The organism is Solwaraspora sp. WMMD791 (assembly GCF_029581195.1).
In the GTDB taxonomy this organism is placed as follows: Bacteria; Actinomycetota; Actinomycetes; order Mycobacteriales; family Micromonosporaceae; genus Micromonospora_E.
In genome coordinates this window covers 3,391,307-3,415,062 of record NZ_CP120737.1, presented here as the reverse complement: position 1 = coordinate 3,415,062, position 23,756 = coordinate 3,391,307, and the positions used below count along the sequence as shown (strand labels likewise).

Annotated in this window: 21 protein-coding genes; 12 read left to right on the top strand and 9 right to left on the bottom strand. The window is 72.1% G+C overall.

Annotation, left to right across the window (positions count from 1 at the left end):
* The first annotated feature begins 22 nt into the window (after window positions 1-22).
* The 6 genes from O7623_RS14995 to htpG all read left to right on the top strand — a co-directional run bounded on the left by O7623_RS14995 (window position 23) and on the right by htpG (window position 5,801).
* The gene (locus O7623_RS14995) at window positions 23-598 is read left to right on the top strand and encodes a TetR/AcrR family transcriptional regulator (RefSeq protein WP_282229240.1); all 576 of its coding nucleotides are present in this window, start codon (window positions 23-25) and stop codon (window positions 596-598) included.
* Between the two features lie 77 nt (window positions 599-675).
* A complete protein-coding gene (locus tag O7623_RS14990) occupies window positions 676-1,068 on the top strand; it encodes an excisionase family DNA-binding protein (protein ID WP_282229239.1) in 393 nt (130 codons plus the stop codon).
* Window positions 1,068-1,868 carry a molybdate ABC transporter substrate-binding protein gene (modA, locus tag O7623_RS14985; RefSeq protein WP_282229238.1) on the top strand — a complete coding sequence of 267 codons (801 nt, stop codon included), beginning with the start codon at window positions 1,068-1,070 and terminating at the stop codon, window positions 1,866-1,868. The genes O7623_RS14990 and modA overlap by 1 nt, the downstream gene beginning before the upstream one ends.
* 131 nt (window positions 1,869-1,999) lie before the next feature.
* Window positions 2,000-2,725, top strand: a complete 726-nt coding sequence (locus tag O7623_RS14980; RefSeq protein ID WP_282229420.1) for an ABC transporter permease — start codon at window positions 2,000-2,002, stop codon at window positions 2,723-2,725.
* Window positions 2,722-3,891 (top strand): ABC transporter ATP-binding protein, encoded by a 1,170-nt coding sequence (locus tag O7623_RS14975; protein ID WP_282229237.1) that lies wholly within the window; start codon window positions 2,722-2,724, stop codon window positions 3,889-3,891. Before O7623_RS14980 ends, O7623_RS14975 begins: the two co-directional genes overlap by 4 nt.
* Window positions 3,888-5,801: a molecular chaperone HtpG gene (gene htpG, locus O7623_RS14970; protein WP_282229236.1), complete on the top strand. Its 1,914-nt coding sequence runs from the start codon at window positions 3,888-3,890 to the stop codon at window positions 5,799-5,801. The genes O7623_RS14975 and htpG overlap by 4 nt, the downstream gene beginning before the upstream one ends.
* Before the next feature lie 59 nt (window positions 5,802-5,860).
* Here the strand turns inward: htpG and O7623_RS14965 are convergent, their stop codons facing one another.
* Entirely contained in the window at window positions 5,861-6,628 is a 768-nt protein-coding gene (locus O7623_RS14965) for an aspartate/glutamate racemase family protein (protein ID WP_282229235.1), read from the bottom strand.
* A gap of 146 nt (window positions 6,629-6,774) precedes the next feature.
* Between O7623_RS14965 and O7623_RS14960 the strand changes: the two genes are divergently transcribed.
* Both O7623_RS14960 and O7623_RS14955 read left to right on the top strand, forming a co-directional pair.
* Entirely contained in the window at window positions 6,775-9,267 is a 2,493-nt protein-coding gene (locus O7623_RS14960; protein ID WP_282229234.1) for a hypothetical protein, read from the top strand.
* 31 nt (window positions 9,268-9,298) lie between these two features.
* A complete protein-coding gene (locus O7623_RS14955; protein ID WP_282229233.1) occupies window positions 9,299-9,739 on the top strand; it encodes a GNAT family N-acetyltransferase in 441 nt (146 codons plus the stop codon).
* A 60-nt stretch (window positions 9,740-9,799) separates the two neighbouring features.
* Here O7623_RS14955 and O7623_RS14950 read toward each other — a convergent pair whose 3' ends face one another.
* The gene (locus O7623_RS14950; RefSeq protein WP_282229232.1) at window positions 9,800-10,999 is read right to left on the bottom strand and encodes a helix-turn-helix domain-containing protein; all 1,200 of its coding nucleotides are present in this window, start codon (window positions 10,997-10,999) and stop codon (window positions 9,800-9,802) included.
* 244 nt (window positions 11,000-11,243) lie between these two features.
* Here O7623_RS14950 and O7623_RS14945 point away from each other — a divergent pair, with 244 nt between their 5' ends.
* Genes O7623_RS14945 through O7623_RS14935 form a run of 3 tightly spaced genes read left to right on the top strand, consistent with a single transcriptional unit; the run spans window position 11,244 to window position 14,373 of the window.
* Window positions 11,244-13,292 carry a M6 family metalloprotease domain-containing protein gene (locus tag O7623_RS14945; protein WP_282229231.1) on the top strand — a complete coding sequence of 683 codons (2,049 nt, stop codon included), beginning with the start codon at window positions 11,244-11,246 and terminating at the stop codon, window positions 13,290-13,292.
* Window positions 13,289-13,744: a hypothetical protein gene (locus O7623_RS14940; RefSeq protein ID WP_282229230.1), complete on the top strand. Its 456-nt coding sequence runs from the start codon at window positions 13,289-13,291 to the stop codon at window positions 13,742-13,744. Before O7623_RS14945 ends, O7623_RS14940 begins: the two co-directional genes overlap by 4 nt.
* Window positions 13,741-14,373: a TlpA disulfide reductase family protein gene (locus O7623_RS14935; protein WP_282229229.1), complete on the top strand. Its 633-nt coding sequence runs from the start codon at window positions 13,741-13,743 to the stop codon at window positions 14,371-14,373. Before O7623_RS14940 ends, O7623_RS14935 begins: the two co-directional genes overlap by 4 nt.
* Window positions 14,374-14,482: 109 nt before the next feature.
* Here the strand turns inward: O7623_RS14935 and O7623_RS14930 are convergent, their stop codons facing one another.
* The 6 genes from O7623_RS14930 to O7623_RS14905 form a co-directional block, all read right to left on the bottom strand.
* Window positions 14,483-16,375: a CocE/NonD family hydrolase gene (locus O7623_RS14930; RefSeq protein ID WP_282229228.1), complete on the bottom strand. Its 1,893-nt coding sequence runs from the start codon at window positions 16,373-16,375 to the stop codon at window positions 14,483-14,485.
* A gap of 103 nt (window positions 16,376-16,478) precedes the next feature.
* Window positions 16,479-17,696, bottom strand: a complete 1,218-nt coding sequence (locus tag O7623_RS14925) for an ABC transporter substrate-binding protein (RefSeq protein ID WP_282229227.1) — start codon at window positions 17,694-17,696, stop codon at window positions 16,479-16,481.
* A 5-nt stretch (window positions 17,697-17,701) separates the two neighbouring features.
* Window positions 17,702-18,106, bottom strand: a complete 405-nt coding sequence (locus tag O7623_RS14920; RefSeq protein ID WP_282229226.1) for a roadblock/LC7 domain-containing protein — start codon at window positions 18,104-18,106, stop codon at window positions 17,702-17,704.
* A gap of 32 nt (window positions 18,107-18,138) precedes the next feature.
* A complete protein-coding gene (locus tag O7623_RS14915; RefSeq protein WP_282229225.1) occupies window positions 18,139-20,748 on the bottom strand; it encodes a sensor histidine kinase in 2,610 nt (869 codons plus the stop codon).
* A gap of 349 nt (window positions 20,749-21,097) precedes the next feature.
* The gene (locus O7623_RS14910; RefSeq protein WP_282229224.1) at window positions 21,098-21,886 is read right to left on the bottom strand and encodes a DedA family protein; all 789 of its coding nucleotides are present in this window, start codon (window positions 21,884-21,886) and stop codon (window positions 21,098-21,100) included.
* Window positions 21,887-21,970: 84 nt separating this feature from the next.
* Complete coding sequence (locus tag O7623_RS14905) at window positions 21,971-22,375, bottom strand: hypothetical protein (RefSeq protein WP_282229223.1); 405 nt, start codon at window positions 22,373-22,375, stop codon at window positions 21,971-21,973.
* A gap of 77 nt (window positions 22,376-22,452) precedes the next feature.
* Here O7623_RS14905 and O7623_RS14900 point away from each other — a divergent pair, with 77 nt between their 5' ends.
* The gene (locus O7623_RS14900) at window positions 22,453-23,373 is read left to right on the top strand and encodes a hypothetical protein (protein ID WP_282229222.1); all 921 of its coding nucleotides are present in this window, start codon (window positions 22,453-22,455) and stop codon (window positions 23,371-23,373) included.
* Here O7623_RS14900 and O7623_RS14895 read toward each other — a convergent pair.
* Window positions 23,352-23,726 carry a helix-turn-helix domain-containing protein gene (locus tag O7623_RS14895; protein WP_282229221.1) on the bottom strand — a complete coding sequence of 125 codons (375 nt, stop codon included), beginning with the start codon at window positions 23,724-23,726 and terminating at the stop codon, window positions 23,352-23,354. The two genes, O7623_RS14900 and O7623_RS14895, sit on opposite strands and share 22 nt — an antisense overlap.
* Window positions 23,727-23,756 lie beyond the last annotated feature (30 nt).

The following is a 23,756-nucleotide window of genomic DNA, read 5'->3' as shown; positions in this document are numbered from 1 at the left end:
GCCGTCGGGTAGGTTGCCGAGTATGGTGGAGGCACAGACCGGGGCAGCGGAGACAGCCACCCGGGCGCGCACCCGGCGGGCCATCCTGGACGCGGCGCTCGTCGTGCTCGCCCGGGACCAGGCGGCGTCGCTCGGCGACATCGCCGTCGAGGCCGGCGTCGGCCGCACGACGTTGCACCGCTACTTCCCGGAACGGTCCGACCTAGTCGACGCGCTGAGCCAGCACGTGCTGGACCGCATCGCGGCGGCCACCGACCGGGCGTGCCCTGGGCAGGGCAGCGCACTGGCCGCCATCGAACGACTCTGCCAGGAGTACTTCGCTCTCGGCGACGCGCTCACCATCATCTTCAACGATCCACAGCTCGCCTGCCGCCCGGAGTGGAGCCAGGAAACCGAGGCGGACCGGTCGCTGCTGCGCCTGATCGAGCGCGGGCATGCCGACGGCAGCATCGACCCGCAGGTCGACCCGGCCTGGGCGCAACAACTGCTGTGGGCGCTGCTGTACGCCGGTTGGCAGTACGTCAACGACAACACGGCACCCCGCTACGAGGCCCTGACCCAGTGCCTGCGCAGCCTGCGCAAGTCCCTGGCGGCCTAGCCTGCCTCCTTCACTCCTTGCATCTGCCGGGGGCATGGGCCTTTCTGCCTGGCATCTGCTGCCCTAGGCTGAGTCGGGTGACCAGCTATCGGATCGGTGCGGCGGCGGAACTGCTCGGCGTGAGCGTCGACACCGTCCGCCGCTGGATCGACGCGGGCCGGCTCGCCGCCACCCGCGACGGCAACGGCCACCGCGAAATCGACGGCAGCGACCTGGCAGCCTTCGCCCGCGCGCTGGCCGACGACCCCGACGACGGCATCGCCCGGTCGTCGGCCCGCAACCGGATGCGCGGCATCGTCACCGCCGTCACCCGCGACACCGTGATGGCCCAGGTCGACATCCAGGCCGGGCCGTTCCGCATCGTGTCGCTGATGAGCCGGGAGGCGGTCGACCAACTGGGGCTGGTGGTCGGCGCGACCGCCACCGCCGTCGTCAAATCCACCACCGTCGTCGTCGAACGGAGCACCTGATGGTTCGGCTCCGCAGCGCCGCCCTGCCCGCAGCCGCTGCCGTCGCTGTCGCCGTACTGGCCGGCTGCGCCGGCACCACCGCCAGCGGCAGCGGCGACCCCGACGCCAGCGGGTCACCGGCGGTCACCGGGCCGCTGACCGTGCTCGCGGCGGCCTCGCTGACCGAGTCGTTCACCCGGATCGGGGCCGACTTCGAGGCCGCCCACCCCGGCGTCACCGTGACCTTCAGCTTCGCCGGCAGCTCCCAGCTCGCCCAGCAGGTCACCGCCGGTGCCCCGGCCGACGTGTTCGCCGCCGCCAGCCCGGCCACCATGGCGACGGTCGTCGACGCCGGCGACGCCGCCGGCGAGCCCGTCGTATTCACCCGCAACCAACTGGTCGTCGCCGTACCGGACGGCAACCCGGCCGGCGTCACCGGGCTGGCCGACCTCACCGCACCCGGGGTCACCGTCGCGCTCTGCGCCGAGCAGGTGCCCTGCGGGGCGGCCGCCCGCACCGCCCTCGACGCCGCCGGCAGCGACCTCGTCCCGGTCACCTACGAACGCGACGTGCGGGCCGCCCTGTCCAAGGTGCGCCTCGGCGAGGTCGACGCCGCACTCGTCTACCGCACCGACACCGCTGCCGCCGCCGACGAGGTGGACGCCGTCGAGTTCGCCGAGTCGGCCGCGGCGGTCAACGACTACCCGATCGTGGCGCTCGCCCAGGCGGCGAACCCGACGGCGGCCGACGCCTTCATCGCGTACGTCCGCGCCGCCGCCGGGCAGACGGTGCTCGCCGACGCCGGCTTCCAGACACCGTGACCGGCCGGGACGCCGAACGGACCGGCAACCGGACCGGCAACCGGACCGGCAACCGGACCGGCAACCGGGCCGGCAACCGCCGGCTGCCGGTCTTTCTCGCCCTGCCCGCCCTGGCCGGGCTGACCTTCCTGATGCTGCCGCTGGTCGGGCTGCTGATCCGGACGCCGTGGGCGCAGCTGCCGCAGCGACTCACCGCGCCCGGTGTCCTCGACGCGCTGCGGCTGTCGATGCTCACCGCCACCGCCGCCACGATCCTGTGCCTGATGCTCGGCGTGCCACTGGCCTGGCTGCTGGCCCGTACCCGGTTGCCCGGCCGGGGGCTGATCCGCGCCCTGGTCACCGTGCCGCTGGTGCTGCCGCCGGTGGTCGGCGGTCTCGCGCTGCTGCTCGTCTACGGCCGGCGCGGGCTGGTCGGCGGCTGGCTGGACACCACGTTCGGCGTCACCGTGCCGTTCACCACCACCGCCGTGGTGCTCGCCGAGGCGTTCGTCGCCATGCCGTTCCTGATCATCGCCGTCGAAGGTGCCCTGCGCGGAGCCGACCCCCGCTACGAGGAGGCCGCCGCCACCCTCGGCGCCGGCCGGTGGACCACCTTCCGCCGGGTCACCCTGCCGATCGTCGCCCCCGGGATCGCCGCCGGGTCGGTGCTGTGCTGGGCGCGGGCACTCGGCGAGTTCGGTGCGACCATCACCTTCGCCGGCAACTTCCCCGGCCGTACGCAGACCATGCCGCTCGCCGTCTACCTCGCCCTGGAGCAGGACCTGGAAGCCGCGATCGTGCTCAGCCTGCTGCTGCTGGTCGTCTCCGTGGCGATCCTCGCCGGGCTGCGCGACCGCTGGGTGGGCGGGCTGCGGTGACCCCGGACCAGACGCCGGCGACCCCGGACCGGACACCGGCGTCCCTCGACGCGCACCTGCTGGTGCACCGGGCCGGCTTCACCCTGGACCTGCGGCTGACCGCCGCCGCCGGGGAGGTCGTGGCACTGCTCGGGCCCAACGGCGCGGGCAAGACCACCGCGCTGCGGGCCCTCGCTGGCCTGCAGCCACTGCACGGCGGCCACCTGCGCCTGGCCGGCCGGACCTGGGACGAGCCGGCCCGGCGTACCTTCCTCGCCCCGGACCGCCGGTCCATCGGCGTGGTCTTCCAGGACTACCTGCTCTTTCCGCACCTGAGCGTGCTGGACAACGTCGCGTTCGGGCCCTGCAGCCACGGGGTGCCGCGTCGGGCCGCCCGCGACGAGGCGGCCCGCTGGTTGGACCGGGTCGGGTTGTCCGGGTACGCGCGGCGGCGGCCCCGGGAACTCTCCGGCGGGCAGGCGCAGCGGGTCGCGCTGGCCCGTGCACTCGCCGTACGGCCGCAGTTGCTGCTGCTCGACGAGCCGCTCGCCGCCCTGGATGCCCGGACCCGGTTGGACACCCGCGCCCACCTGCGCCAGCATCTCGCCGCGCACCCCGGTGTCGCCGTTCTGGTCAGCCACGACCCGCTGGACGCGATGGTGCTCGCCGACCGGATGCTGATCATCGAGGACGGCGCGGTGGTGCAGTCCGGTGACGCTGCCACCGTCACCGCCCGGCCGCGCACCGACTACGTCGCCCGGCTCGTCGGGCTCAACCTCTACCGGGGCCGGGCCGCCGGGGCGAACGTCACCCTCGCCGGCGGGTTCACCCTGGTCGTCGGGGAACCCCAGCAGGGCGAGGTCTTCGTCGCCTTCCCGCCGTCGGCGGTCGCGCTCTACCGGCGGCGCCCGGACGGCAGCCCCCGAAACACCTGGCCGGCCAGGGTCGCCGCGCTCGCACCCAACGGCGACCGGCTGCGGGTGGAGTTGACCGGACCGGTCACCGTCGGCGCCGACATCACCGCCGCCGGGGCCGCGCACCTCGGGCTGCGCCCCGGCGTGCAGATCTGGGCGAGCCTGAAAGCAACCGAGACCGCCGTCTACCCGGCCGGGCCGGATCGTACGATTCCCTTGACGGAAGCGAAGCCTTCCGACAACAGTTCGTCTCCAGGGAGGGAACCCACGTGAGCACCGGGGTTGAGACGCGCGAATTCCAGGCGGAGGCGCGGCAGCTCCTGCAGTTGATGGTCCACTCGATCTACTCGAACAAGGACATCTTCCTGCGTGAGTTGATCTCGAACGCCTCCGACGCGCTGGACAAGCTGCGGTTGCAGGCGCTGATCGACAAGGATCTGGAGGTCGACACCTCGGACCTGCACATCGACATCGAAACCGACCGTGAGCAGCGGACCCTGACGGTGCGCGACAACGGCATCGGCATGTCCCGTGACGAGGTGGTCAGCCTGATCGGCACGATCGCCAAGTCCGGCACCGCCGAGCTGCTGCGCAAACTCAAGGAATCCAAGGACAGCGCGTCGCAGGAGCTCATCGGGCAGTTCGGGGTCGGGTTCTACGCCACCTTCATGGTCGCCGACCGGGTGACCCTGACCACCCGCCGGGCCGGCGAGACCACGGCGACCCGCTGGGAGTCCTCCGGCGAAGGCACGTACACCGTCGAAGCGGTCGACGACGCTCCCCAGGGCACCACGGTCACTCTGCACCTCAAACCGGAGGACACCGAGGACCAGCTTTTCGACTACACCGACGAATGGAAGATCCGGGAAATCGTCAAGCGGTACTCGGACTTCATCGCCTGGCCGATCCGGATGACCACCGAACGACCCGGCGAGGCCGAGGGGGAGACCACCAGCGAGGTGGTCACTCTCAACTCGATGAAGGCGCTCTGGGCGCGGCCGCGTTCGGAGGTGACCGACGACGAGTACAAGGAGTTCTACAAGCACGTCAGCCACGACTGGAACGACCCGCTCGACATCATCCACTGGAAGGCCGAAGGCACCTTCGAGTACGAAGCGCTGCTGTTCGTGCCGGCGCAGGCACCGTACGACCTGTTCATGCGGGACTCGAAGCGCGGCGTGCAGCTGTACGTCAAGCGGGTGTTCATCATGGACGACTGTGAGGCGCTGGTCCCCGAGTACCTGCGCTTCATCAAGGGCGTCGTCGACGCGCAGGACCTGTCGCTGAACATCAGCCGGGAGATCCTGCAGCAGGACCGGCAGATCCAGCTGATCCGTCGCCGGCTGGTCAAGAAGGTGCTCTCCGCGCTCAAGGAGCTGATGGAGCGCGACGCCGACCGTTACCGCACCTTCTGGACCCAGCTCGGCCGGGCCGTCAAGGAGGGCCTGCTCAACGACTTCGACAACCAGCGGGCGATCCTGGACATCTCGTCGTTCGCCTCGACCCACGACGCGGAGCAGCTGACCACCCTGGCCGGGTACATCGAGCGGATGCCCGACGGTCAGGAGGACATCTACTACATGACCGGCGAGTCCCGGACCATGATCGAGAACTCGCCGCACATGGAGGCGTTCAAGGCCAAGGGGTACGAGGTCCTGCTGCTCACCGACCCGATCGACGAGATGTGGGTCGAATCGGTCGCCGACTACGACGGCAAGAAGCTGCGCTCGATCGCCAAGGGCCAGGTCGACCTGGACGGCGACGACGAGGCCGCCGAGGCCGACCCGCAGCGGCAGGAGCAGAAGCAGACGTACGCGTCGCTGCTGACCTGGCTCGGCAAGACTCTCGACAGCCACGTCAAGGAGGTCCGGCTGTCCAGCCGGCTGACCACCTCGCCGGCCTGCCTGGTCGGGGACGCCGGAGACATGACCCCGGCGTTGGAGCGGATGTACCGGGCGATGGGCCAGGACGGGCCGAAGATCAAGCGGATCCTGGAGCTGAACCCGACCCACCCGCTGGTCGCCGGCCTGCGCGAGGCACACGACGCGCGCGGCGACGACCCGGCGCTGGTCGAGACCGCCGAGCTGCTGTACGGCACCGCCCTGCTGGCCGAGGGCGGCGAACTGGACGACCCGGCCCGGTTCGCCAAGCTGCTCGCCGACCGGCTGGCCCGGACCGTCTGACCCGCACTGTCTGACCGCACCACGTCGGGTCCCCGGCGGGTCGACCGACCCGCCGGGGCTCAGACGGCGACCGACTCTTCGGCTGCGGCGGCGACCGACGCTTGGGCTGCGGCGGCGATCGGATCTTCGGTGACGGCGGCGGCGATCGCCTGGTCGACGGCGGCTGCGACGTGCAGGCGGGTGGTCGGGAACAGCAGTAGCGGGGTGTCCTCCTGGCGGACCAGCAACTCGATCTCGGTGCAGCCGAGGATCACGCCCTGCGCGCCGGCCGCGATCAGCCGCTCGATCACCTTCAGGTACCTGGCCCGGGACGACTCGTCGACCACCCCGAGGCACAGTTCGTCGTAGATGACCGAGTGGACCATTTTGCGGTCCTCGGCGTCGGGCACCAGGACGGTCAGTCCGTGGCTGGCCAGCCGGTTCCGCAGGAAGTCCTGCTCCATGGTGAACGCGGTGCCGAGCAGGCCGACGGTGTGCAGCCCGTGGGCGCGGACCGCGTCGGCGGTGACGTCGGCGATGTGCAGCAGCGGGATGTCGACCGCGGCGGCGACCCGGTCGGCGACCTTGTGCATGGTGTTGGTGCACAGCAGCAGCAGGTCGGCACCGGCCGCCTCGACCCGCCGGGCCGCGTCGGCGAGCAGGTCGGCTGCCTCGTCCCACTCGCCGGCGGTCTGCCGGCGCTCGATGTCGGCGAAGTCGACCGAGTAGAGCACACACCGCGCCGAGTGGTGCCCACCCAGGCGGTCGCGGACCAGCTCGTTGGCGAGCCGGTAGTAGTGGGCGCTGCTTTCCCAGCTCATGCCGCCGAGCATGCCGATCGTCACCATGGTGCCATCGTGCCACCCGGTGTCCGGGCGCCGGGCGGATATTCGCCGGCGAACATCGACCCGGTCGACGGCTGTCGCGGATGTCGATGTGTCGACTATTGTGGACTCATTCGTTCGTGCGGATCCCGCCGAGGGAGCTGGTGGTCGTGCGCGTACCGTTTCGGGCTCAGCGGCGAACCGCTGCCACTACCACTACCGCTGTCACCCTCACCGCCGCGACGCTGGCCGCCGCGCTGGCCTTCGCCGCCCCACCGCACCCGGCGACGGCGACCGCCGGTGCGTCGGACGTCTCCGACGGTCAGTGGCTGGTCGCCGACCTGGGCACCCCCACCGCGAAGGTCGGGCAGGCCGAGGTGGTCGGCGCGGTCACCGTCGACGACCACCCCGGCGGGGCACAGCAGCCGTACGTGTTCACCGTCGTCGACGGTGCGCTCTACCTGACGCTGGTCACCGGTGGCCGCGGCTGGGTGCCGCTCGGTGTGCCACCGGGCGGCAGCCCGATCACCGGCGGCGTCGGCGCGATCACCGTACGGGACAGCCCGGCGTCGCCGGCCCGGCCGCACGTCTTCCTCCGTACCGCCGACGGCCAGCTGTGGAGTCGCTGGTGGGACGGGGCCAGCTGGAACTGGTCGGGCCTCGGGGCACCGCCGGGGGCGGCCGTGACCGGCGGGGTCGGGGTCGTCGCCGTCGCGGACGCCCCGGGTGCGGCACAGCGGCCGTACGTCTTCGTCCTCGGCACCGGCGGGCAGCTCTGGCTGAACTGGTGGACCGGTGCCCGGTGGCGGTGGGACGGTCTCGGCACCCCGGACGTGGCCCACCCGCAGTACACCACCGGTGTCGGCGTCGGCCTGATCCAGCTGGCCCCGGAGAACCCGCAGTGGCCGCAGGCGTTCGTCGTCACCGGCGAGGGGGAGGTGTGGCGCAACGGCTGGGACGGCAGCGGTTGGCGGTGGACCGACCACGGGGTGGGGCCGGCCGGCCCGCAGCCCACCGTCGGGCTCGACGTGACCACCGTCCCCGCGCCCGCCGGCGCGACGGTCGCACCGATCGCCTTCACCGGCGTCGTCGACGGCCTCTACTCGCTGTCGTATCCGACGGTCGGGCCGCAGTGGACCTGGTCCGACCAGAACCTGCCGTACTACGACGTGCAGCTGCCGGTGTCGGCCGGAGCGGTCACCGTCACCGACAGCCCGACCAGCGCTTCCCGGCCGTACCTGTTCATCTGCGACGCCATCACGGCCGGCCCGGTCCGGTCGAACTGGTGGGACGGTACCCGCTGGCAGTGGACGGAGCTGCCGGGGACCAAGGCGCTGCCGGGTTGGCCGCGCTGCGGCGCGGCGACGACGGTCCGCGACACGGCGTCCGGCCCGCAGCGACCCTTCGTCTACTACTGGTCACCGGGCGTCGACGACGACCAGGTCGGCCACCTGATGGTCAGCTGGTGGGTGCCGACCGCGGCGCCCGCCGACGTCGTCGGGAAGTGGCATGTCACGCCGGTCGGCAACCCGGTGCCCGAGGCGCGCGCCGCTCAGCTGGTCGGCGCGCTCGCCGTCGACGACCAGCCGGGCGGGCAGCAACGACCGGCCGTGTTCAACCTGATCGACGGGCAGCTGTACGGCACCGAACTCGTCGACGGCCGGTGGCGGTGGAGCTGGCACGGCGTACCGCAGGACGCCACCGAGGTGACGGCCGTCGGCGCGGTCACCGTCCGCGACGGCGCCGACTCGGCGGCCCGGCCGTACGTGTTCGTCGTCGCCGACGGTCGGCTCTGGTGCCGCTGGTGGGACGGGGCCAACTGGACGTGGAGCGACCTCGGCGCCCCGCCGGGTACCGAGGTCGCCGTCGCGCTCGGTGTGGTGGCCGTCCGTGACGGCCCCGGCGCCCCGCAACGGCCGTACGTGTTCGTCGACGCCGTCGACGGCGCCGGCGCCCACCGCGCCTGGTCGGCCTGGTGGACCGGGCTGCGGTGGCAGTGGTCCGACCACGGCAACCCGCTGGCCGACCCGACGTACCGGCTGGCGCCGGTCGGGGCGGCGGTCATGCGGTACGCGGCGGACGCGCCCGAGTTCCCGCAGCTGTTCGTGATCGAGCCCCACCGCCGGGTGTGGCAGCTCGGCTGGGACGGCTCCCGCTGGTCGTGGAGCGACCGGGGGAGCCCGGGCAGCATCCTGACCGGTCTCGGGGTGACCACCACCACCGACGCCGGCACCGGGCTGGTCCGCCCCTGGGTGTTCGTCGGCCAGTGGGCGCACGGAATCTACGCGCTGTCGTACGCCGGCGGTGGCCAGTGGCTGTGGGCCGACCACCAGGGGCCGCAGCCGGCGGCCCTCGCGCCCGCGCCGGCCGGGGTGCTCACCGTCGCGGATCGGCCCGGTGCCGACCCGCGGCCGTACGTCTTCGTCTGCGACCACATGAAGATCGGCGGGCCGATCTCGGCGAACTGGTACGTCGCCGACAGCCGGTGGACCTGGTCGAACCAGGACGGCACCCGGGCCGTACCCGGTCAGCCGGGCTGCGGGTCGGCGGTCGCGATCACCGACGCCGGCATCGGCCCACAGCGGCCGTACGTCTTCTACTGGACGCCACGGGCCACGAACAGCCTCGCCCCGGACCAGTTGACGGTCAACTGGTGGGGCTGACCGCCGCCACCGGCACGGCACAATCAGAGACATGCGGATCCGACGGGTCACCACGGTGGCGGAGGTACTGGCCGCCGGCGCGCTGTTCGACGACGCCCCGCAGCCGGCGGCGACCGAGCGCTTCCTCGCCGACGAGCGGCACCACCTGCTGGTCGCCTACGTCGACGACGGGGTGCCGGCCGGGATGGTCACCGGGGTGGAGACGACCCACCCGGACAAGGGCACCGAGATGTTCCTGTACGAACTGGGCGTCGACGAGGCGTACCAGGGTCGGGGGATCGGCACGGCGCTGGTCGGCGCCCTGGCGGAGCTGGCGCGCACACGGGGCTGTTTCGGGATGTGGGTGATCACCGACGTCGACAACGCGCCGGCGCGGGCGACGTACCGCCGGGCCGGCGGTGCCGACGAGGACGGGCAGGTCGTCTACGTCTGGTCCTTCAGCCCCGTACCGGACACAGCGAACGGCGCGTGATGCGCGGATTCGCGGGCAGGTCACCCGGCCCGGCCTGGCCCGGCGCCTGGCCCGGCCCGGTCAGGCGGCCGGCCGGGCCAGCCGGCGCAGTTTCAGCGCCAGATGGAGGCAGAGCCGTTCGTTGCCGTCCTTGAGGTCGGTGTCGGCGAGCTGCTCCACCCGCTGCAGCCGGTAGTAGAGCGTGGTGCGGTGCAGGCGCAGCGCCTCGGCGGCGGCGTGCGCGTTGCCCGCCAGGTCCAGGTAGATCTCCAGGGTCTCCAGCAGCACCTGGTGGGTGTCGTCGCGCAACATCCGCGCCAACCCGGGATGCACCCCGGCGACATCCAGCTGATGCTCGTCGAGCTGCGACAACAGCCGGTAGATGCCCAGGTTGGCCCAGGCGACCACGGGGCCGAGTGCCGGTAGCCGGACCCCGACCCGGGCGGCCTGCAGCGCCTCCGCGTAGGAGTGCACGGTGTCGGCGAGCCGGGGCCGTGGCTGGCCGAGTCCGACGACGACCCGCTGCACCGGGGCGAGCCGGTCGGTGACGGTCGCCAGGGCACTGCTCAGCTGGGTGGCGGTCGCCGGCGGTGAGCCCCGCCCGGTCAGCCGCGCGTCGCGCAGCAACAGCACCCCGTGGTCGTGCCGGACCAGGTGCAGGGCCTCCCGGGTGCCGACCCACCGCCGGGTGGCGACCAGGGCCTGTTCCAGGGCGATCCGGGTGGTCTCGTCGAGGACCTGGCCGGGGGCCGGTACCGGTTGGGCGACCAGCGCGGTGCTGCGGCCGTCGCTGGTCACGACGCCGTCGGACAGCAGCGACCGGACCACTTCGTCGCGGATGTCGGCCGAGTCGGACAGCAGGGTACGGGCGGCTTCGGCTTCCCGCTGCGAGGCCAGCTCGCCGATCAGGTTGGTGCGGTACAGCGCCAACGCCAGATCTGCGGCGGCCTCGACGGCCGTCGCGATGTCGGCGTCGGACATGGTGCCGTCGGCGTCGATGAACCAGACGAAGCCGAGCAGCAGGTCCCGGTGCCGCACCGGGACACAGACCCGGGGCAGCAGCTCCAGCTCGGGGCAGGCCGGGGTACGGACCGGCGTGCGGGCCGTCATGATGCCGATGTCGCGGAACCAGGCGACGACCTCGGCGGCGGTGTGCCGGCGCAGGATCGAATCGCGGCGTACGTCGTCCATCGGACCGCTGTGTTCGCTGTAGACCACGACCCGCTGGCGGCGGTCCTCGATCAACGCCGGTCGGCCGACCCGGGCAGCGACGGTGTCCACGATGCGCTGCAGATCCGCCTGCAATCCGTACCCCCGTCGTCGCACCCGCCTGCGGCGGTGCCCGTACCGCCGTCGAGTAACCACCTTCGGCCGCGCCGGGCCGCGACGCAAGACTCCGCCGGCAGGCTTCCGGCAGGTGTCGGAAGAGATCGACACATCTCGGCGACAGCTGCACGGTGACCGGTCGGTCACCCGGCTCCTAGATTCGAGCTCGGCCGGCTTCCCGCTGCGAGAGGTGACTGCGATGCGCCCACTGTCCACCAGACGCGCGGTGCGCCGCGCGGTGCTCGGCGCGGCTGTCGTGACCGCACTGATCGTGCCGACCGGCGGGCTCTCCGCTGCCGCCGCGCCGGGCAACCCGGCCGGCGGCGGCGGACCGTTCGAGATTCTCGACCCGCAGTACTGGCAGAACCCGGACACGATGACCTGGGACGACTGGGTGGCGGTGCCGGGCCGGGACTGGTCGGACCCGACGGTGACCGGGTCGGTGCGCAACTTCGACATCGCGCTGGTCACTCTGGACTATCCGGACCAGCCGTTCGTGGTGACCCAGCGCCCCCGGTCGACGGTCTTCGGCAACCCGCAGGCGACGGCGTCGAACATCCCGCGTGAGCAGGTCGCCCAGTTCTACACCGACTTCCTGAACACCCCGAACGACCTGAACAAGGGCCACACGCTGCACGAATACTGGATGCAGGATTCCAACGGCCGCTACGGCGTGGACCTGACCGGTTTCGGCCCGTACCAGCTGCCGGCGAAGTCCTACCAGTACGGCATCGACAACGGATTCAACCCTGGGGCCTGCCCGAGTGGCGAGCAGTGCGCCCGCAACATCCGTACCGACGGGTTGGGCGCCTGGCGGGCGGCGGTCGGCGACGAGGTGGCCGACTCGTACGAACTGGTCTTCATCCTCTCCGCCGGTCAGGACGAGTCGTCGACCTGGCAGGAGTTCGGCCAGATGATGTTCCAGACCAAAGAGGACGTGCCGGACGCCTGGGGGCCGCCGGATCCGAACCTGCCGAACTGGGCCCGGACCCGCTACGTCGAGTGGACCTCGTGGAAGGCGGCGTCGACGATCTGGCCGAACGCCGGTGGCGGTTCGTCCACCCAGGCGGAGAGCTCCGGGATGGGCGTGTACGCACACGAGCTGAGCCATCTGCTCAGCATCGGTGACAACTACAACAACCCGTACGGCACGCCGCTGCGCCGCACGTACACCGGCATCTGGGGGATGATGTCGCGCGGGTCGTTCAACGGACCGGGTGGCCCGCACACCCGCTGGCAGATCCCGCCGACCAATGGCGGCTCGATGGGGTCGCTGCACATGGTCCGCGACAAGATCAAGATCGGGCTGGTCGGTGAGGAACACATCCTGCGGCTGTCCCGGGAGGCCCTCGCCTCGTCCGGGATCGTCGTCGCCGACGTCACCGCCCGCGCGGTCGACGCCGGCCGCAACGGCCTGACCGGCATCAACGTCGCCATGGACCGGGACCGCTCACCGGCCTGCAGCACCAGCACCGACCCGCTGTGCGACGGCGGCAACTTCGACAACTACACCGTCGAGGTCGTCGACCGGATGGGCGCGGACTCGTTCACCCCGGACGCCGGGGTACTGCTGAGCAAGACCAAGAACGCCGACAGCGCCCCGTTCATCTGGGTCGTCGACGCCAACCCGCAGGACATCGACATGGTCGACTTCTACCGGCCGGACGGCACCCCGCAGAAGATCACCATGGGCGACTACCGGCAGCTGTCCGACGCGTTGTTCCACGCCGGCACCGGCTCCGGCAGCGAGTTCGAGTACGTCGACGAGGCCAACCGGCTGCACTTCTACATTCTGGACCTGCGCCGGGACCGCACGGGGGTGCTGTCGTACACGGTGGCGGTGCGCTCCCTCGACGGCGACGGCGGCCCGAGCACCCACGGCGTCGCGTTGACCCGGGGCACCGTGACCACCCCGAACAGCAAACCCACCAACCGGGGCGTGACCTGCTCGTTCACCCTCACCAACACGGGTAACTTCTCGGCCGGCGGTCAGCAGCACCCGGAGGACGTCTCGGCGTACCTCGACGCCGACGTCTACCGGCTGTCGACCCGGGCGGCCGGCATCGGCTGGCGCGCGGAACTGCCCAACGCGCTGGCCACCGCCGAGTTCGGTCAGTCGACCACAGTGAAGGTGTCGGTCGCCGCCGCCGCGGACGCGGTCTCCACCGGCTACATCAAACTGACCGCCACCTCGGTCGGCGACCCCACGAAGACCCGGACCGAGACGTGCCGGGTCGACAAGTCGTGACCCTGCCCCGACCCCGCCGGGCGGTCCTCGCCGCGCTGCTGGTCGGCGCGGCGGGGGCCGCCGTGGCCCTGGCGGCCTGCGGCGGCACCGAGCCGGAACCCCGCTCAGCGGTCACCGTGCGGGTGCTGGTCCGCGACATCGACATCCGTCCGGTCGGGGTCGACTGCGCCGGCACCGGAGCGTACACGTTCTTCCACCACCGCGCGCCGTACCGGATCGTCGACCCGTCCGACGAGGTGCTGGCCGCCGGGGAGCTGCCGCCGGGGACCTCGGTGCCGACCTTCGACGAGGACCTCGAAGTGGAGCGGGTGCCGACGTACTGCGAGTTCGCCGTACCGGTCGAGGTGGCGGCGCGTGGCGGCTACCGGCTGGTCGTCGACGACCGTACGCCGATCCCGCTGACCCGCGACGACAGCGAGGGGCCGGCGCTGGTCGCCGTGGTGCCCTCGTGACCGCCCGACCCCGCCGGCTGGCCGGTGCCCGCCAGCTGCCCGCCGGCCCGCTGAGGGCCGCGCTGGCGGTGGTGCTGACGGCGGCGCTGGCCGGCTGCGCCGGCGGGGGCGACGCCGACGGCCTGGTGGTACACCCGGTGGCCTCGCCGGTGCCCGGTGGAGTGTCGACCCTGCCCGGCCCGGCGCCGACCGACCTGAGCTTGCGTCCGGCCCCGACCGACTCCCCGCCGGCTCCGGCGGTCAGCGGTACGTTGACCGACCGCACCCCGCTGGCGTTGGCCGATCTGTGGGCGGAGCGGGCGGTGGTGCTGACCTTCTTCACCTCCTGGTGTACGACCTGCGCCGACCAGCAGACCGCGCTGAGCGACCTGGCCAGGGCGAACGCCGACCGGGTGGTGTTCGTCGGAGTGGTCGGCGCCGAGGACGACCCGGCACAGGTGCGCGACTACCTGCGCCGGCACCGGGTGGAGCATCCGGTGCTGGTCGACGCCGACCGGACGATCTGGCGGGCGTACGCGGTGCGTGAACCACCGGCGGTGGTGCTGATCGCCAAGGGCGGAGTGCTGCTGCGCGGCTTCCCCGGCGGGGTGGACACCCCCACCCTCACCGACCTGCTCGCTGCCCTGTGACCCGCCCTGCCCCGCCCTGCCCTGCCCTGCCCCGACGATCTTGCAGTTATCGAGAGCATTTGTCCACTTTGCTCGACAATAAGTGCAAGATCGTCGGGGGACCGGGCGGTCAGAGGCCGGCGGCGTGGGCGGCGGCGGTCCCGCCGACCACCGGCAGCACGATCCGACTGGTCTTGAGCGCCACGTCGATGGTGGCCCGGGTCTGGACCGCCTGCGACGAGTACTGCGGGTAGGAGCCGACCAGGATCACCCCGATCCGGTGACCGGGGGCGAACACGTAGTCCTCGGGCAGCAGCGGGAAGCTGAAGTTGTACGCCGTACCGGGGGTCAGTGGTGCGTCGACCCGGATCGACTGCCGGTTGCTGGCGTCCATGATGCCCTTGGTGACCAGCTCGGTGTCGGCGGTGGCGACCCGCTTCTCCGTCTGCCGGAAGCAGCCGTCGTCGGTGGCGCTCGCCTCACCCCAGCAGTCCTTCGTGGTCAGGGTGACGATGCCCTCGCCGGAGGCCCGGTGAGCGACCCGTTCGGCGGTGCCGTAGTCGACCAGGATCGCCCCGAGGTGGGTGTCGGTCTGGTCGGCGGCGGCCCGGATCCGGATCTGCGGGGTGCCGGAGACGTGCAACGGCGCGGTCAGCGGCTCGGAGAGGTAGACCAACCGGTGTGGCTGGAGCGCCTCCGGGTTGCCGATCATCGTGCTCTGGCTCTGCGTCGGGTTGTCCTGGAAACTCTCGGTGGTCGGCGTCGCGACCGGGACCAGACCGAGACCGCCGGCACCGGCCGCGCCGGGCTGCAGGAAGATCTCCGTTTCGGCCGTGCCGGGCACCGGCCAGTCGGCGTACGTCTGCCACACGTCGGCGGCCCGCTCCACGTCCACCATCGGCTCGTCCATGATCCCGTTCGGCACCTGGTGCAGCCAGAAGTCGAACCAGCGGTGCAGGGTGGCCACCCATTCGGCGCGCCGGAAGTCGAACGGGTCGACGTGCCCGGTCTGCGTGATCCACAGTTTGCGGGTCACGTCGTGCTCGGCGAGGGCGTACCAGAACTTGCTCATGTGGTCGGCGCGCACGTTGTCGTCGTTGATCCCGTGCACCAGGAACACACTCGCGGTGATCTTGTCGACCTTCTTGACGTAGCTGCGTTCGTTCCAGAAGGCCGTGTAGTCGCCGTGCTCGTCGCCGTCGGCGGCGGCCAGCGCGTCGCGCACCGGCTTGCAGTACGCCCGCCGGTCCGGGTTGGTCACCACGTTCGCCAGGTACGACGGGTAGTCGTTGCCCCGGGTCACCACCCCGTTGCTGCGTACGTAGTCGTAGTACTCCGAGGGGCCGCCGATCGGCACGATCGTGGTCAGCCCCTTGACGCCGGTCACCGCCGTCGCCATCGCCAACGAACCGTCGTACGACTTGCCGATCATGCCGGTGTGGCCGTTGTGCCAGTCGGCGGTGACCACCTCACCGGCCGCGTCGCGGGCCACCGCCCGACCGTTGAGCCAGTTGACCGCCTGCTTCGCGCTGAGGTTGTCCTGGTTGGCGTTGGTGGTCGGGCAGCCGGTGGAGGCGCCGGTGCCGACCATGTCCAGCAGGACGACCGCGTACCCGCGCGGCACGAAGTAGTTGTCGTAGAACAGCGGCCAGGTGTCGAGCAGGCCGTCGCCGTCGAGATCCTGCTTGCACTGCGCGTCGTTGCCCCGGCACAGCGTCGTGTAGTACGGGCTGGCGTCCATGATGACCGGCACCCGCAGCCCTTCTTCGGTGGCTGCCGGGCGGATGACGTCGAACGCGATGATGTCGCGCAGCCCGTCACCGTCGCTGTCGAAGGTCGAGTCGATGAACAGTTTCTCCCGGATCGCGTCGGCGTAGCCGAAGACCGGCTGGGTGACGCCGTCGGACACCACGATCGACGGTGCCGGCTGGGCGTACGCCGGTGCCGACGCGCCGAACCCGGCCACCACGGCCAGTGGCAGGACCACGGTGGCGGCCCCCCACGATCTGCCGATTCGTCCCATCCACACTCCTTCATAGGCTGGAGTGTCAGGCTAGGCACGCTGTGGCGGCCGGGACTACCGGCAACTGTCGGAAAACACCGGGTGTGTCAGCCCCGGGGGCGGGTCAGCCGCCGAGGGTGGTCAGTTCGGAGACCACGACGTTGGCCAGCGCCCGGCCGTCGCGGCGGACCTGCCGCAGGTACCACTTCTGGATCGGCGCATGGGTGGTCTTGGCGAACTGCCACGGCCCGCGCGGGCTGGTGAGCTGGCCGAGGTTGGCGATCGCCGCGTTGATCTGCGCCGGGGTCGGGTTGGTCCCGGCGGCGGCGATCGCCCGGTCCAGCACGGCCGCCGCGTCGTACGACGCCATCACGATCGAGGTGGGCACGCGGCCGGGGTAGGCCGCGTTCCACGCGGCGACGAACTCCCGGTTGGCCGCGTTGTCCAGGTCGGGTGAGTAGTTCAGCCCGTTGTAGATGCCCTCCGCCGCCTCGCCCTGTGCTTCCAGACTCGCCGGTTCGGTGACGAAGCCGGCCGCGTACAGCGGCAGATCGGCGACCTCCGACTCGGCGTACTGCTGCACGAAGGAGATGGCGCTCTGGGCGTCGAAGAAGCAGTAGATCGCGTCCGCGTCGGACTCGGCGATCTCCTCCAGGTACGGCTGGAAGTCGGTGGTGCCGGGGAAGGGGGAGAACACCGCCTGCCCGCCGGGGTTGGCGATCCGGCCCCCGAGCCCCTTGAAGGTGTCGACGAAGCCGCGCAACTCGTCACGGCCGCCCTGGAAGTCCGGCCCGATCGCGTACACCCGGCCGTTGCCGACCTCCTGCTTGACGAACGGCGCCATGGCGACGCCCGGCTCCTCGGAGAGCAGGTTGGTGTGCCAGACGTACGTCACGTCGTCGATCTCGGGGCGGCCCAGCCCGCCGACCAGCGGCACCTGGTGCTCGTTGATCAGCGGCAGGATCGCGGTGACGTTACCGCCGTTGATGATGCCGGTGATCGCCGAGACGCCGTCCTGCTCCAGCAGCCGGGTGGCGGACTCGACGGCCACCTGACTGTCGTAGCCCTCGTCGGCGACGACCATCTCGGCCGGGTGGCCGCCGAGCTGGCCGCCGTGCATGTCCAGGTAGAGCTGGAATCCGTCGCGCAGCTCGGAGCCGGGCGCCTCGAGCTGGCCGTCGATGTTGGCGAGCATGCCGATCTTGATCAGCTGCGGCGTGTCGTCCGCGCCGCCGAAGCAGCCGGCGGTGCCGGCGACGAGTACGCCGGCCAGGCCGGCCGCGAGCAGCCGGTGACCGGTCCGGGTCGGGTGCGGCCGCTGCCACCAGGTTGGGCGTCGCATCTCGATCACAGGATCCGCAGCAGCTCGGCCCGCACGGCCGGGGTGAGCGCCTCGCCCATCCGGTTCGCCAGGTCGGTCATCTCGTACGAGACCTGCCCGACGTCGCAGGTGGGGGAGGCGAGGACCAGCAGTGATGCCCCGTCGCTGAACGCCATGCAGAACATGAACCCGCCGTCCATCTGGGTCACGTTGGAGATCACCTCACCGGCTTCGAAGAACCGGGCCGCCCCGACCAGCAGGGCGATCAGGCCACTTCCGGTGGCGGCGAGCTGGTCGGCGCGGTCGCGGGGCAGTCCGTAGTTGTGCGCCAGGACCAGCCCGTCGGTGGAGATGGCGAGGGCGTGGCTGACTTCCGGGGTCTGACTGACGAAGTGCTGCAGCAGCCAGCTCAGGTCGTTCGGGCTTGTCACGGTGTCGCTCCAGGTCGGATGAGGAATCAGCGTCAGGAGGTGGCGGCTGGCGCGCGCCGTCCGGCGACGCCCTTCGCGTAGGCCGACATGGCCGCCGACACGGCGCCCGGGTCGAGCTTGCGGGCGGCGGCGGGTGCGGGTTGCGGCGCGTCGGGGATCAGGTGGTGCTGCGGTACGCGGCGAGGCAGCAGCCCGTCGGGTGCCGGCGTCGGGGCGGGCGGGGGTTCGCTGGCAGCGGCCCATCGTCGGCCACCGTCGTCCGGCCAGGTGACGATCACCGCTTCACCGTCGAGGGCGGTGCGGAACCAGCCGTTCACCGTCCGGCGGTCGCCCGTCGCCGCCCCGTCGGAGTGCGTCGAAGTGGCGACGCCGCTCGCGGTCGTGGCGACGCTCGCGCCCGTCGGCACGGGCACCGACGCGACCGCCGGTACCGGGGCGGGCGCAGGCGCGGACGGCGTGGTCATCGGCGCGGTCCGCGGTGCCGGTGTCGGCGCGGGCGTCGGCGCGGGTGCGGCCTCGTGCGTCGGCGTCGGCGTCGGCGCGGGGCGGAACAGCGGTGCCGGGGCGCTGGCGACGGCGCGGCCGGCACCGACCACAGCCCGTCCGGCTCCGATCGCGGGGTACGGCGGGACACCGTCGGCGGCTCCCGGCGTGGTGGGCCGGCCGCCGACCATCGACGGCCGTACCTGGGCAGCGACCGTCATCGGCTCGGGCTGCGCGACCGGCCGCCGGGTGACCACCGACGCGGGCATGATCACCTCGGCCACCGTGCCGCCGGCCGGTCCCGGGTGCAGTTCGATCCGGATCCCGTGCCGGCTGGCCAACCGGGCGACCACGGCCAAGCCCATCGCCCGTACGCCGGACACGTCGACCGACCCCGGGCTGGCGAGCTGTGCGTTGAGTTGTTCGCAGCGCTGGGTGGAGAGCCCGACCCCCCGGTCCACCACCTCGACGATGGCGCGGTCGGCCAGGGCGTGACCGCTGACCAGCACCTCGGTCTCCGGCGGCGAGTACCGGGTCGCGTTGTCCAGGAGTTCGGCGAGCAGGTGCGCGACCTCGTCGACCGCGGTGGCGACGACGGACAGTTCCCGGTCGACGGTGCCGATGCGGACCCGGGTGTAGTGCTCGATCTGTGACAGGGCCGCCTGGATGACGCTGTCGAGCGGCACCGCCTCCTGGCGTACCCGGGAAATGCCGGAACCGCCGAGCACCAGCAGGCTCTGGTTGATCCGGGCCATCCGGGTCGCGAGGTGGTCCAACCGGTACAGCTGCTCGAGCCGGTCCGGGTCGGTCTCGTCGCGCTCCACCTCGTCGACCTGGGCGAGCATCGCGTCGACCAGTCGCTGCTCACGACGGGACAGGTGGACGAAGATCTCCGCGACGTTGGCCCGCAGCACGGCCTGCACGCCGGCGACCCGGACCGCTTCGCGGTGCAGCGCACGGGTGGCGGTCGCCACCTCGGCGATCTCGTCGGTGCCGGTGATCGGGAACTCCGACACCGACCGGTCGGCCACCTCGTCGGGCCGTACCGTGCCGGCCGGGGCCGCGTCGAGTTCGCGGACCACGGCCGGCAGCCGGTCGTACGCCACCGTGGTGACGATGTTGCGCAGGCTGCGGAGCCGCTTGGTGATCCGTCGGGCCACCACACCGGTGAGGACCGCGGTGAGGACCAGTACGAGCAGGATGCCGGTGCCCTGCAGGATCGCGGTGTAGAGGCGCTGTTGACGTTCGGCGGCGACGGCGTCGGCCACCGCGACGTCCATCTCACGCTGGATGCCGTACAGCTGACCGATCCACCCGTCGGTGGCCTCGACCCAGACGTCCGGGTCGAGGGCGAACCGTTCCCCGGGCAGCGTCCGGCCCACCTGGTCCTGGAGCCGCTGGCCGGCGACGACCTGCGGGTCGGTGCCGATCTGTTCCCAGCGCACCACCCACTGCGGGTCGGCTAGGTCGAGGAACGAGGTGCTGGCCTCGACGAACCGGGCCTGCGCGCCGGCGCTCTCCTGCTGGCCGGCCGCGGTGAGTTCACCGCCGGCCAGACTCCGCATCACGATGATCTGCAACTGTCCGATCGCCTCGCCGGCCTCCGACACCGCCACCGCCGCGCGTACCTCGTCGGCGGTGGTCGCCGAGACCTCGGCGACCACCGAGGTACGGAAGGCGAGCAGGTCGGCGATGAGGATCCGGTAGCTGAAGGCGACTGCGGACAGGGACACCCGTGGGCTGGACCGGACCTGTTCGCGGACGGTGGCCAGGGCGTTCAGCCCGGCGTCGACCCGGCGCAGCACGGCGCTGTCGGAGTCCACCTCGCCGCGTTGCCGCTGGAACGCGGCGATCGCCGTATCGGTACGGATGACCTGTTCGGCGTAGCTGGCGCTGGCCGTGTCACTGCCGGTGGTCAGCTCGGCGGCGGCGACGACCCGCTCGGCCTGCAGGGCGCGGGCCAGCGCGCCGGCCTCGGTGGAGAGCAGCGCCAGCTCGGAGGCCCGGTCGGCGGTCAGCACCTGGCGTACCGTGCCCTGCAGCGCCAGCCCGGCGAACCCGATCACGGCGACCAGCGGTACGGCCACCAGGAAACGCAGCAGGCCGACGATGCTGCCGCCGATGCGCCACCGATGGCGCGCACCCGAGTGGCTGGGCACCCTGCCTGCCGTCAAGGCCCGTGTCAACTGCGAACTCCGTCCCTTGAGTTGCCGCCGTCCGCCGCCGCAGATGTCGGTGAATGTAGCTAAACCGATCCGTGTGCGGGCGTTGACCCCGCGTCAGGGCGCATTCGTACCATGCGACGTGAGTCGGATTCCAGACTCTTGGTCGGCGTTCGGGCGGGATTGACGTGCCGGCCCCGTCCATGTCGCGCAACGGTCGACCGCAGGTCCACCGATCGACCGGTTGCCGGCACGTCCGGTCGTCCGCACGTCGACCCCAACTGTGTAAAGCCGCAGGCCCGACCGGGCGCGTGGGCGCGTTCCCACAACCCGCGGGTGGGTGGCCCTACTCGGGGAACAGGTCCGACGGTGGATCGTTCGTGGCCCACCTGCTGCGGTATACGGTGCCGGCGTCGGGCTGCCCGCCGACCGGGGCGACCGGTTCGATGCCGGTGTCGACGCCGGGTGCGTGCGCCGCCCGGCGGATCTGCCGGATCCGGGTCACCGCGAACCAGCCGGCGGCCAGTGCGCAGACCGCGATCACCAGCTTCTGCAGCACCCCCGCGTACGACTCGACGACGTGCCAGTTCTCGCCGAGCGAGTAACCGGCCAGCACGAAGGCGGTGTTCCAGATCAGGCTGCCGAGCGCCGTGTAGAGCGCGAACACGCCGACCGGCATGCGTTCCACGCCGGCCGGGATGGAGATCAGACTCCGGAAGATCGGGATCATCCGGCCGAAGAACACCGCCTTCTTCCCGTGCCGCAGGAACCAGGCCTCGGTCTTGTCGACGTCCGACAGTTTGACCAGCGGCAGTCGTTCGGCGATGTGCCGCACCCGGTCCCGCCCGAGCGCCGCCCCGATGTAGTACAGGGCCAGCGCGCCGACCAGTGACCCCAGGGTGGTCCAGCAGATCGCCCCGGTCAGGCTCATCCGGCCCTGGCTGGCGGTGAAGCCGGCCAGCGGCAGGATCACCTCGCTCGGGATCGGTGGGAACAGGTTCTCCAGAGCCACCGCCAGCCCGGCACCCGGGCCGCCGAGTCGCTCCATGAGGTCGACGACGAATCCGGTGATCCCACCGGAGGGCGGCCCGTTGGACGGGACCTCCGCAGCGACGTACGACAGTGCACCGATCATCCCGACATCCTCCGCTCGACCCCGACGACCCCGACTACCTTGTGGACAGTTGCGACGCCGCGATCCGCCGGCGGCGGGTCGCGGTCAGTCGGTCGTGACCGGTCGGCTCGGTGGTGCCCGGCTGCCGCGCTGGTCGTGGCCGTGCCGGGGGAGAAGCGAACGCCGGTCGGACCGACGGGTCCAGTCCCGCCATGCCGCTCCGGCGGTGACGACCGTGACGACGGCGTCCGGCCCGGCGGGTGCCGACCGGTGCGCGCCCTCCCGGGCCATCAGATGTGCGCCTCCGGTGACCGGGGACAGCTGGTGTGCAGCCGGCGCGGCGACCACCGACACGGCAGCCGACACCGGTAGTGCCGCGGTCGCCGGTTGCGTTGCGGGTGCGGGCGCGGTGATCGACAGCGGCACCCAGAGCAGCAGGGCCAGCAGCAGCGGCAGGGCCAGCAGCAGCGGCAGGGGCCTCGGGTGCCGTCGACGGCGCGACAGGTGCACGCTGCCCTCCGTCCCGCGTCGTCGGGTCACATCCTACCGACCGGGCGAGCAGGCGGGCGGGTCCTACCATGCCGTAGATGCACAGGATGGACCAGCCGGTCGCCGGCGCGTGGCAGGCGCTCGTCTGCGACGTCGCCGCACCGCGCCGGCCCGGCCTGCGGGTGCGGGTGGCCGGTGCCGGCCGGCTGCTGCTGGAGCAGGCCGGCAGCCCGGTGCTGTTCGCGGTCGTCGCGGCCGACCACGGCGGCGTCGACTACGTGCGTACCGGCCGGTTCGTCGGCCCGGTCCCGCCGGTACGGGCCGCGCAGGCCCGGTCGGTCGGGCCGCTCGCCACGGTCTCGGCTCGTCACGCGGGTACCGATGACGGAGGGTGGCACGCCCGGTGGGCGCACCGGTTCGCCACGGCGTTGGACGCGACCCCGCTCGGCCCGTTGCACGATGGACGGTGGGTGATCAGCCGGCCGGCGACCGACCCGGCGGTCACCCCGCTGTCGGACGACCGGGGCGTCGTCGACTGGTTCGCCGTGCGCGACCCGGGCCAGGTGCTGCCGCTGCGCCGGCTCGCGGCTGTGGGCGATCCCCGGGTCCGCGCGTACCGCAAGCAGGTTCGTGACGGCACTCTCGCGCCGGTGCTGCTGTGGTGGATCAGCGGCCTGGACTGCTACGTCCTGCTCGACGGGCACGACCGGCTGGTCGCCGCGCACGCCGAGGGCCGACAGCCGCCGGTGCTGGCCCTGTCGCTGGCGTCGGCCTGGCGGGCCGACGTCGAGACCGAGGCCGCGCTGCGGCACTACGAGGCGACGACCGAACGGATGCGGCCGCTGGTCGAGGCCGGCACGGCGGGGGCGGCCGACGCGGTGGTCGCGGTCAATCGGCGGTACGCCGCGCAGCTGGCGACGATCCGGTCCGGTCACGCCCCCACCCGGGCCTGGCCGCTGCCCGGCGGTTCGCGACGGTGGTCGGAGTTGGCGCGCGGCTACGCCGTCTCGTCGTCGTAGCGTCGGCGGGCGCGTTCGACCTCGGCGTAGTTGGCGGCGGTCCAGCCGAACAGGGCGTCGACGAGGTCCTGCAGGGTCTTGCCCAGCGGAGCGACGCGGTACTCGACGGCGAGCGGGCGGGTGCCGGTGACGACCCGCTCGACCATCCCGTTGCGTTCGAGCCGGCGCAGCGTGGCGGTCAGCGACTTCTGGGTGACCGCCGGGATCGCCCGGCGGAGCTCGTTGAACCGCAGCGGTCGCTCGCAGAGCGTCTCGAGTACCCGCAGCGACCATTTGTCGAGCACCTGGTCGAGCAGCTCGCGCTGCTCGGCGCTGAGCGGAGAGTCAGGGTGTACGGGAGTGGTTTCCGGCATGACACCTAGTATCGTTGAAGTTCCCTTCGG

Coding starts and splice junctions, on each gene's coding strand:
- O7623_RS14995 (WP_282229240.1), top strand. CDS start 23: ATGGTGGAGGCACAGACCGGGGCAGCGGAGACAGCCACCCGGGCGCGC.
- modA (WP_282229238.1), top strand. CDS start 1,068: ATGGTTCGGCTCCGCAGCGCCGCCCTGCCCGCAGCCGCTGCCGTCGCT.
- O7623_RS14980 (WP_282229420.1), top strand. CDS start 2,000: ATGCTGCCGCTGGTCGGGCTGCTGATCCGGACGCCGTGGGCGCAGCTG.
- O7623_RS14965 (WP_282229235.1), bottom strand. CDS start 6,628: ATGGTGACGATCGGCATGCTCGGCGGCATGAGCTGGGAAAGCAGCGCC.
- O7623_RS14955 (WP_282229233.1), top strand. CDS start 9,299: ATGCGGATCCGACGGGTCACCACGGTGGCGGAGGTACTGGCCGCCGGC.
- O7623_RS14945 (WP_282229231.1), top strand. CDS start 11,244: ATGCGCCCACTGTCCACCAGACGCGCGGTGCGCCGCGCGGTGCTCGGC.
- O7623_RS14930 (WP_282229228.1), bottom strand. CDS start 16,375: ATGGGACGAATCGGCAGATCGTGGGGGGCCGCCACCGTGGTCCTGCCA.
- O7623_RS14925 (WP_282229227.1), bottom strand. CDS start 17,696: ATGCGACGCCCAACCTGGTGGCAGCGGCCGCACCCGACCCGGACCGGT.
- O7623_RS14910 (WP_282229224.1), bottom strand. CDS start 21,886: ATGATCGGTGCACTGTCGTACGTCGCTGCGGAGGTCCCGTCCAACGGG.
- O7623_RS14900 (WP_282229222.1), top strand. CDS start 22,453: ATGCACAGGATGGACCAGCCGGTCGCCGGCGCGTGGCAGGCGCTCGTC.
- O7623_RS14895 (WP_282229221.1), bottom strand. CDS start 23,726: ATGCCGGAAACCACTCCCGTACACCCTGACTCTCCGCTCAGCGCCGAG.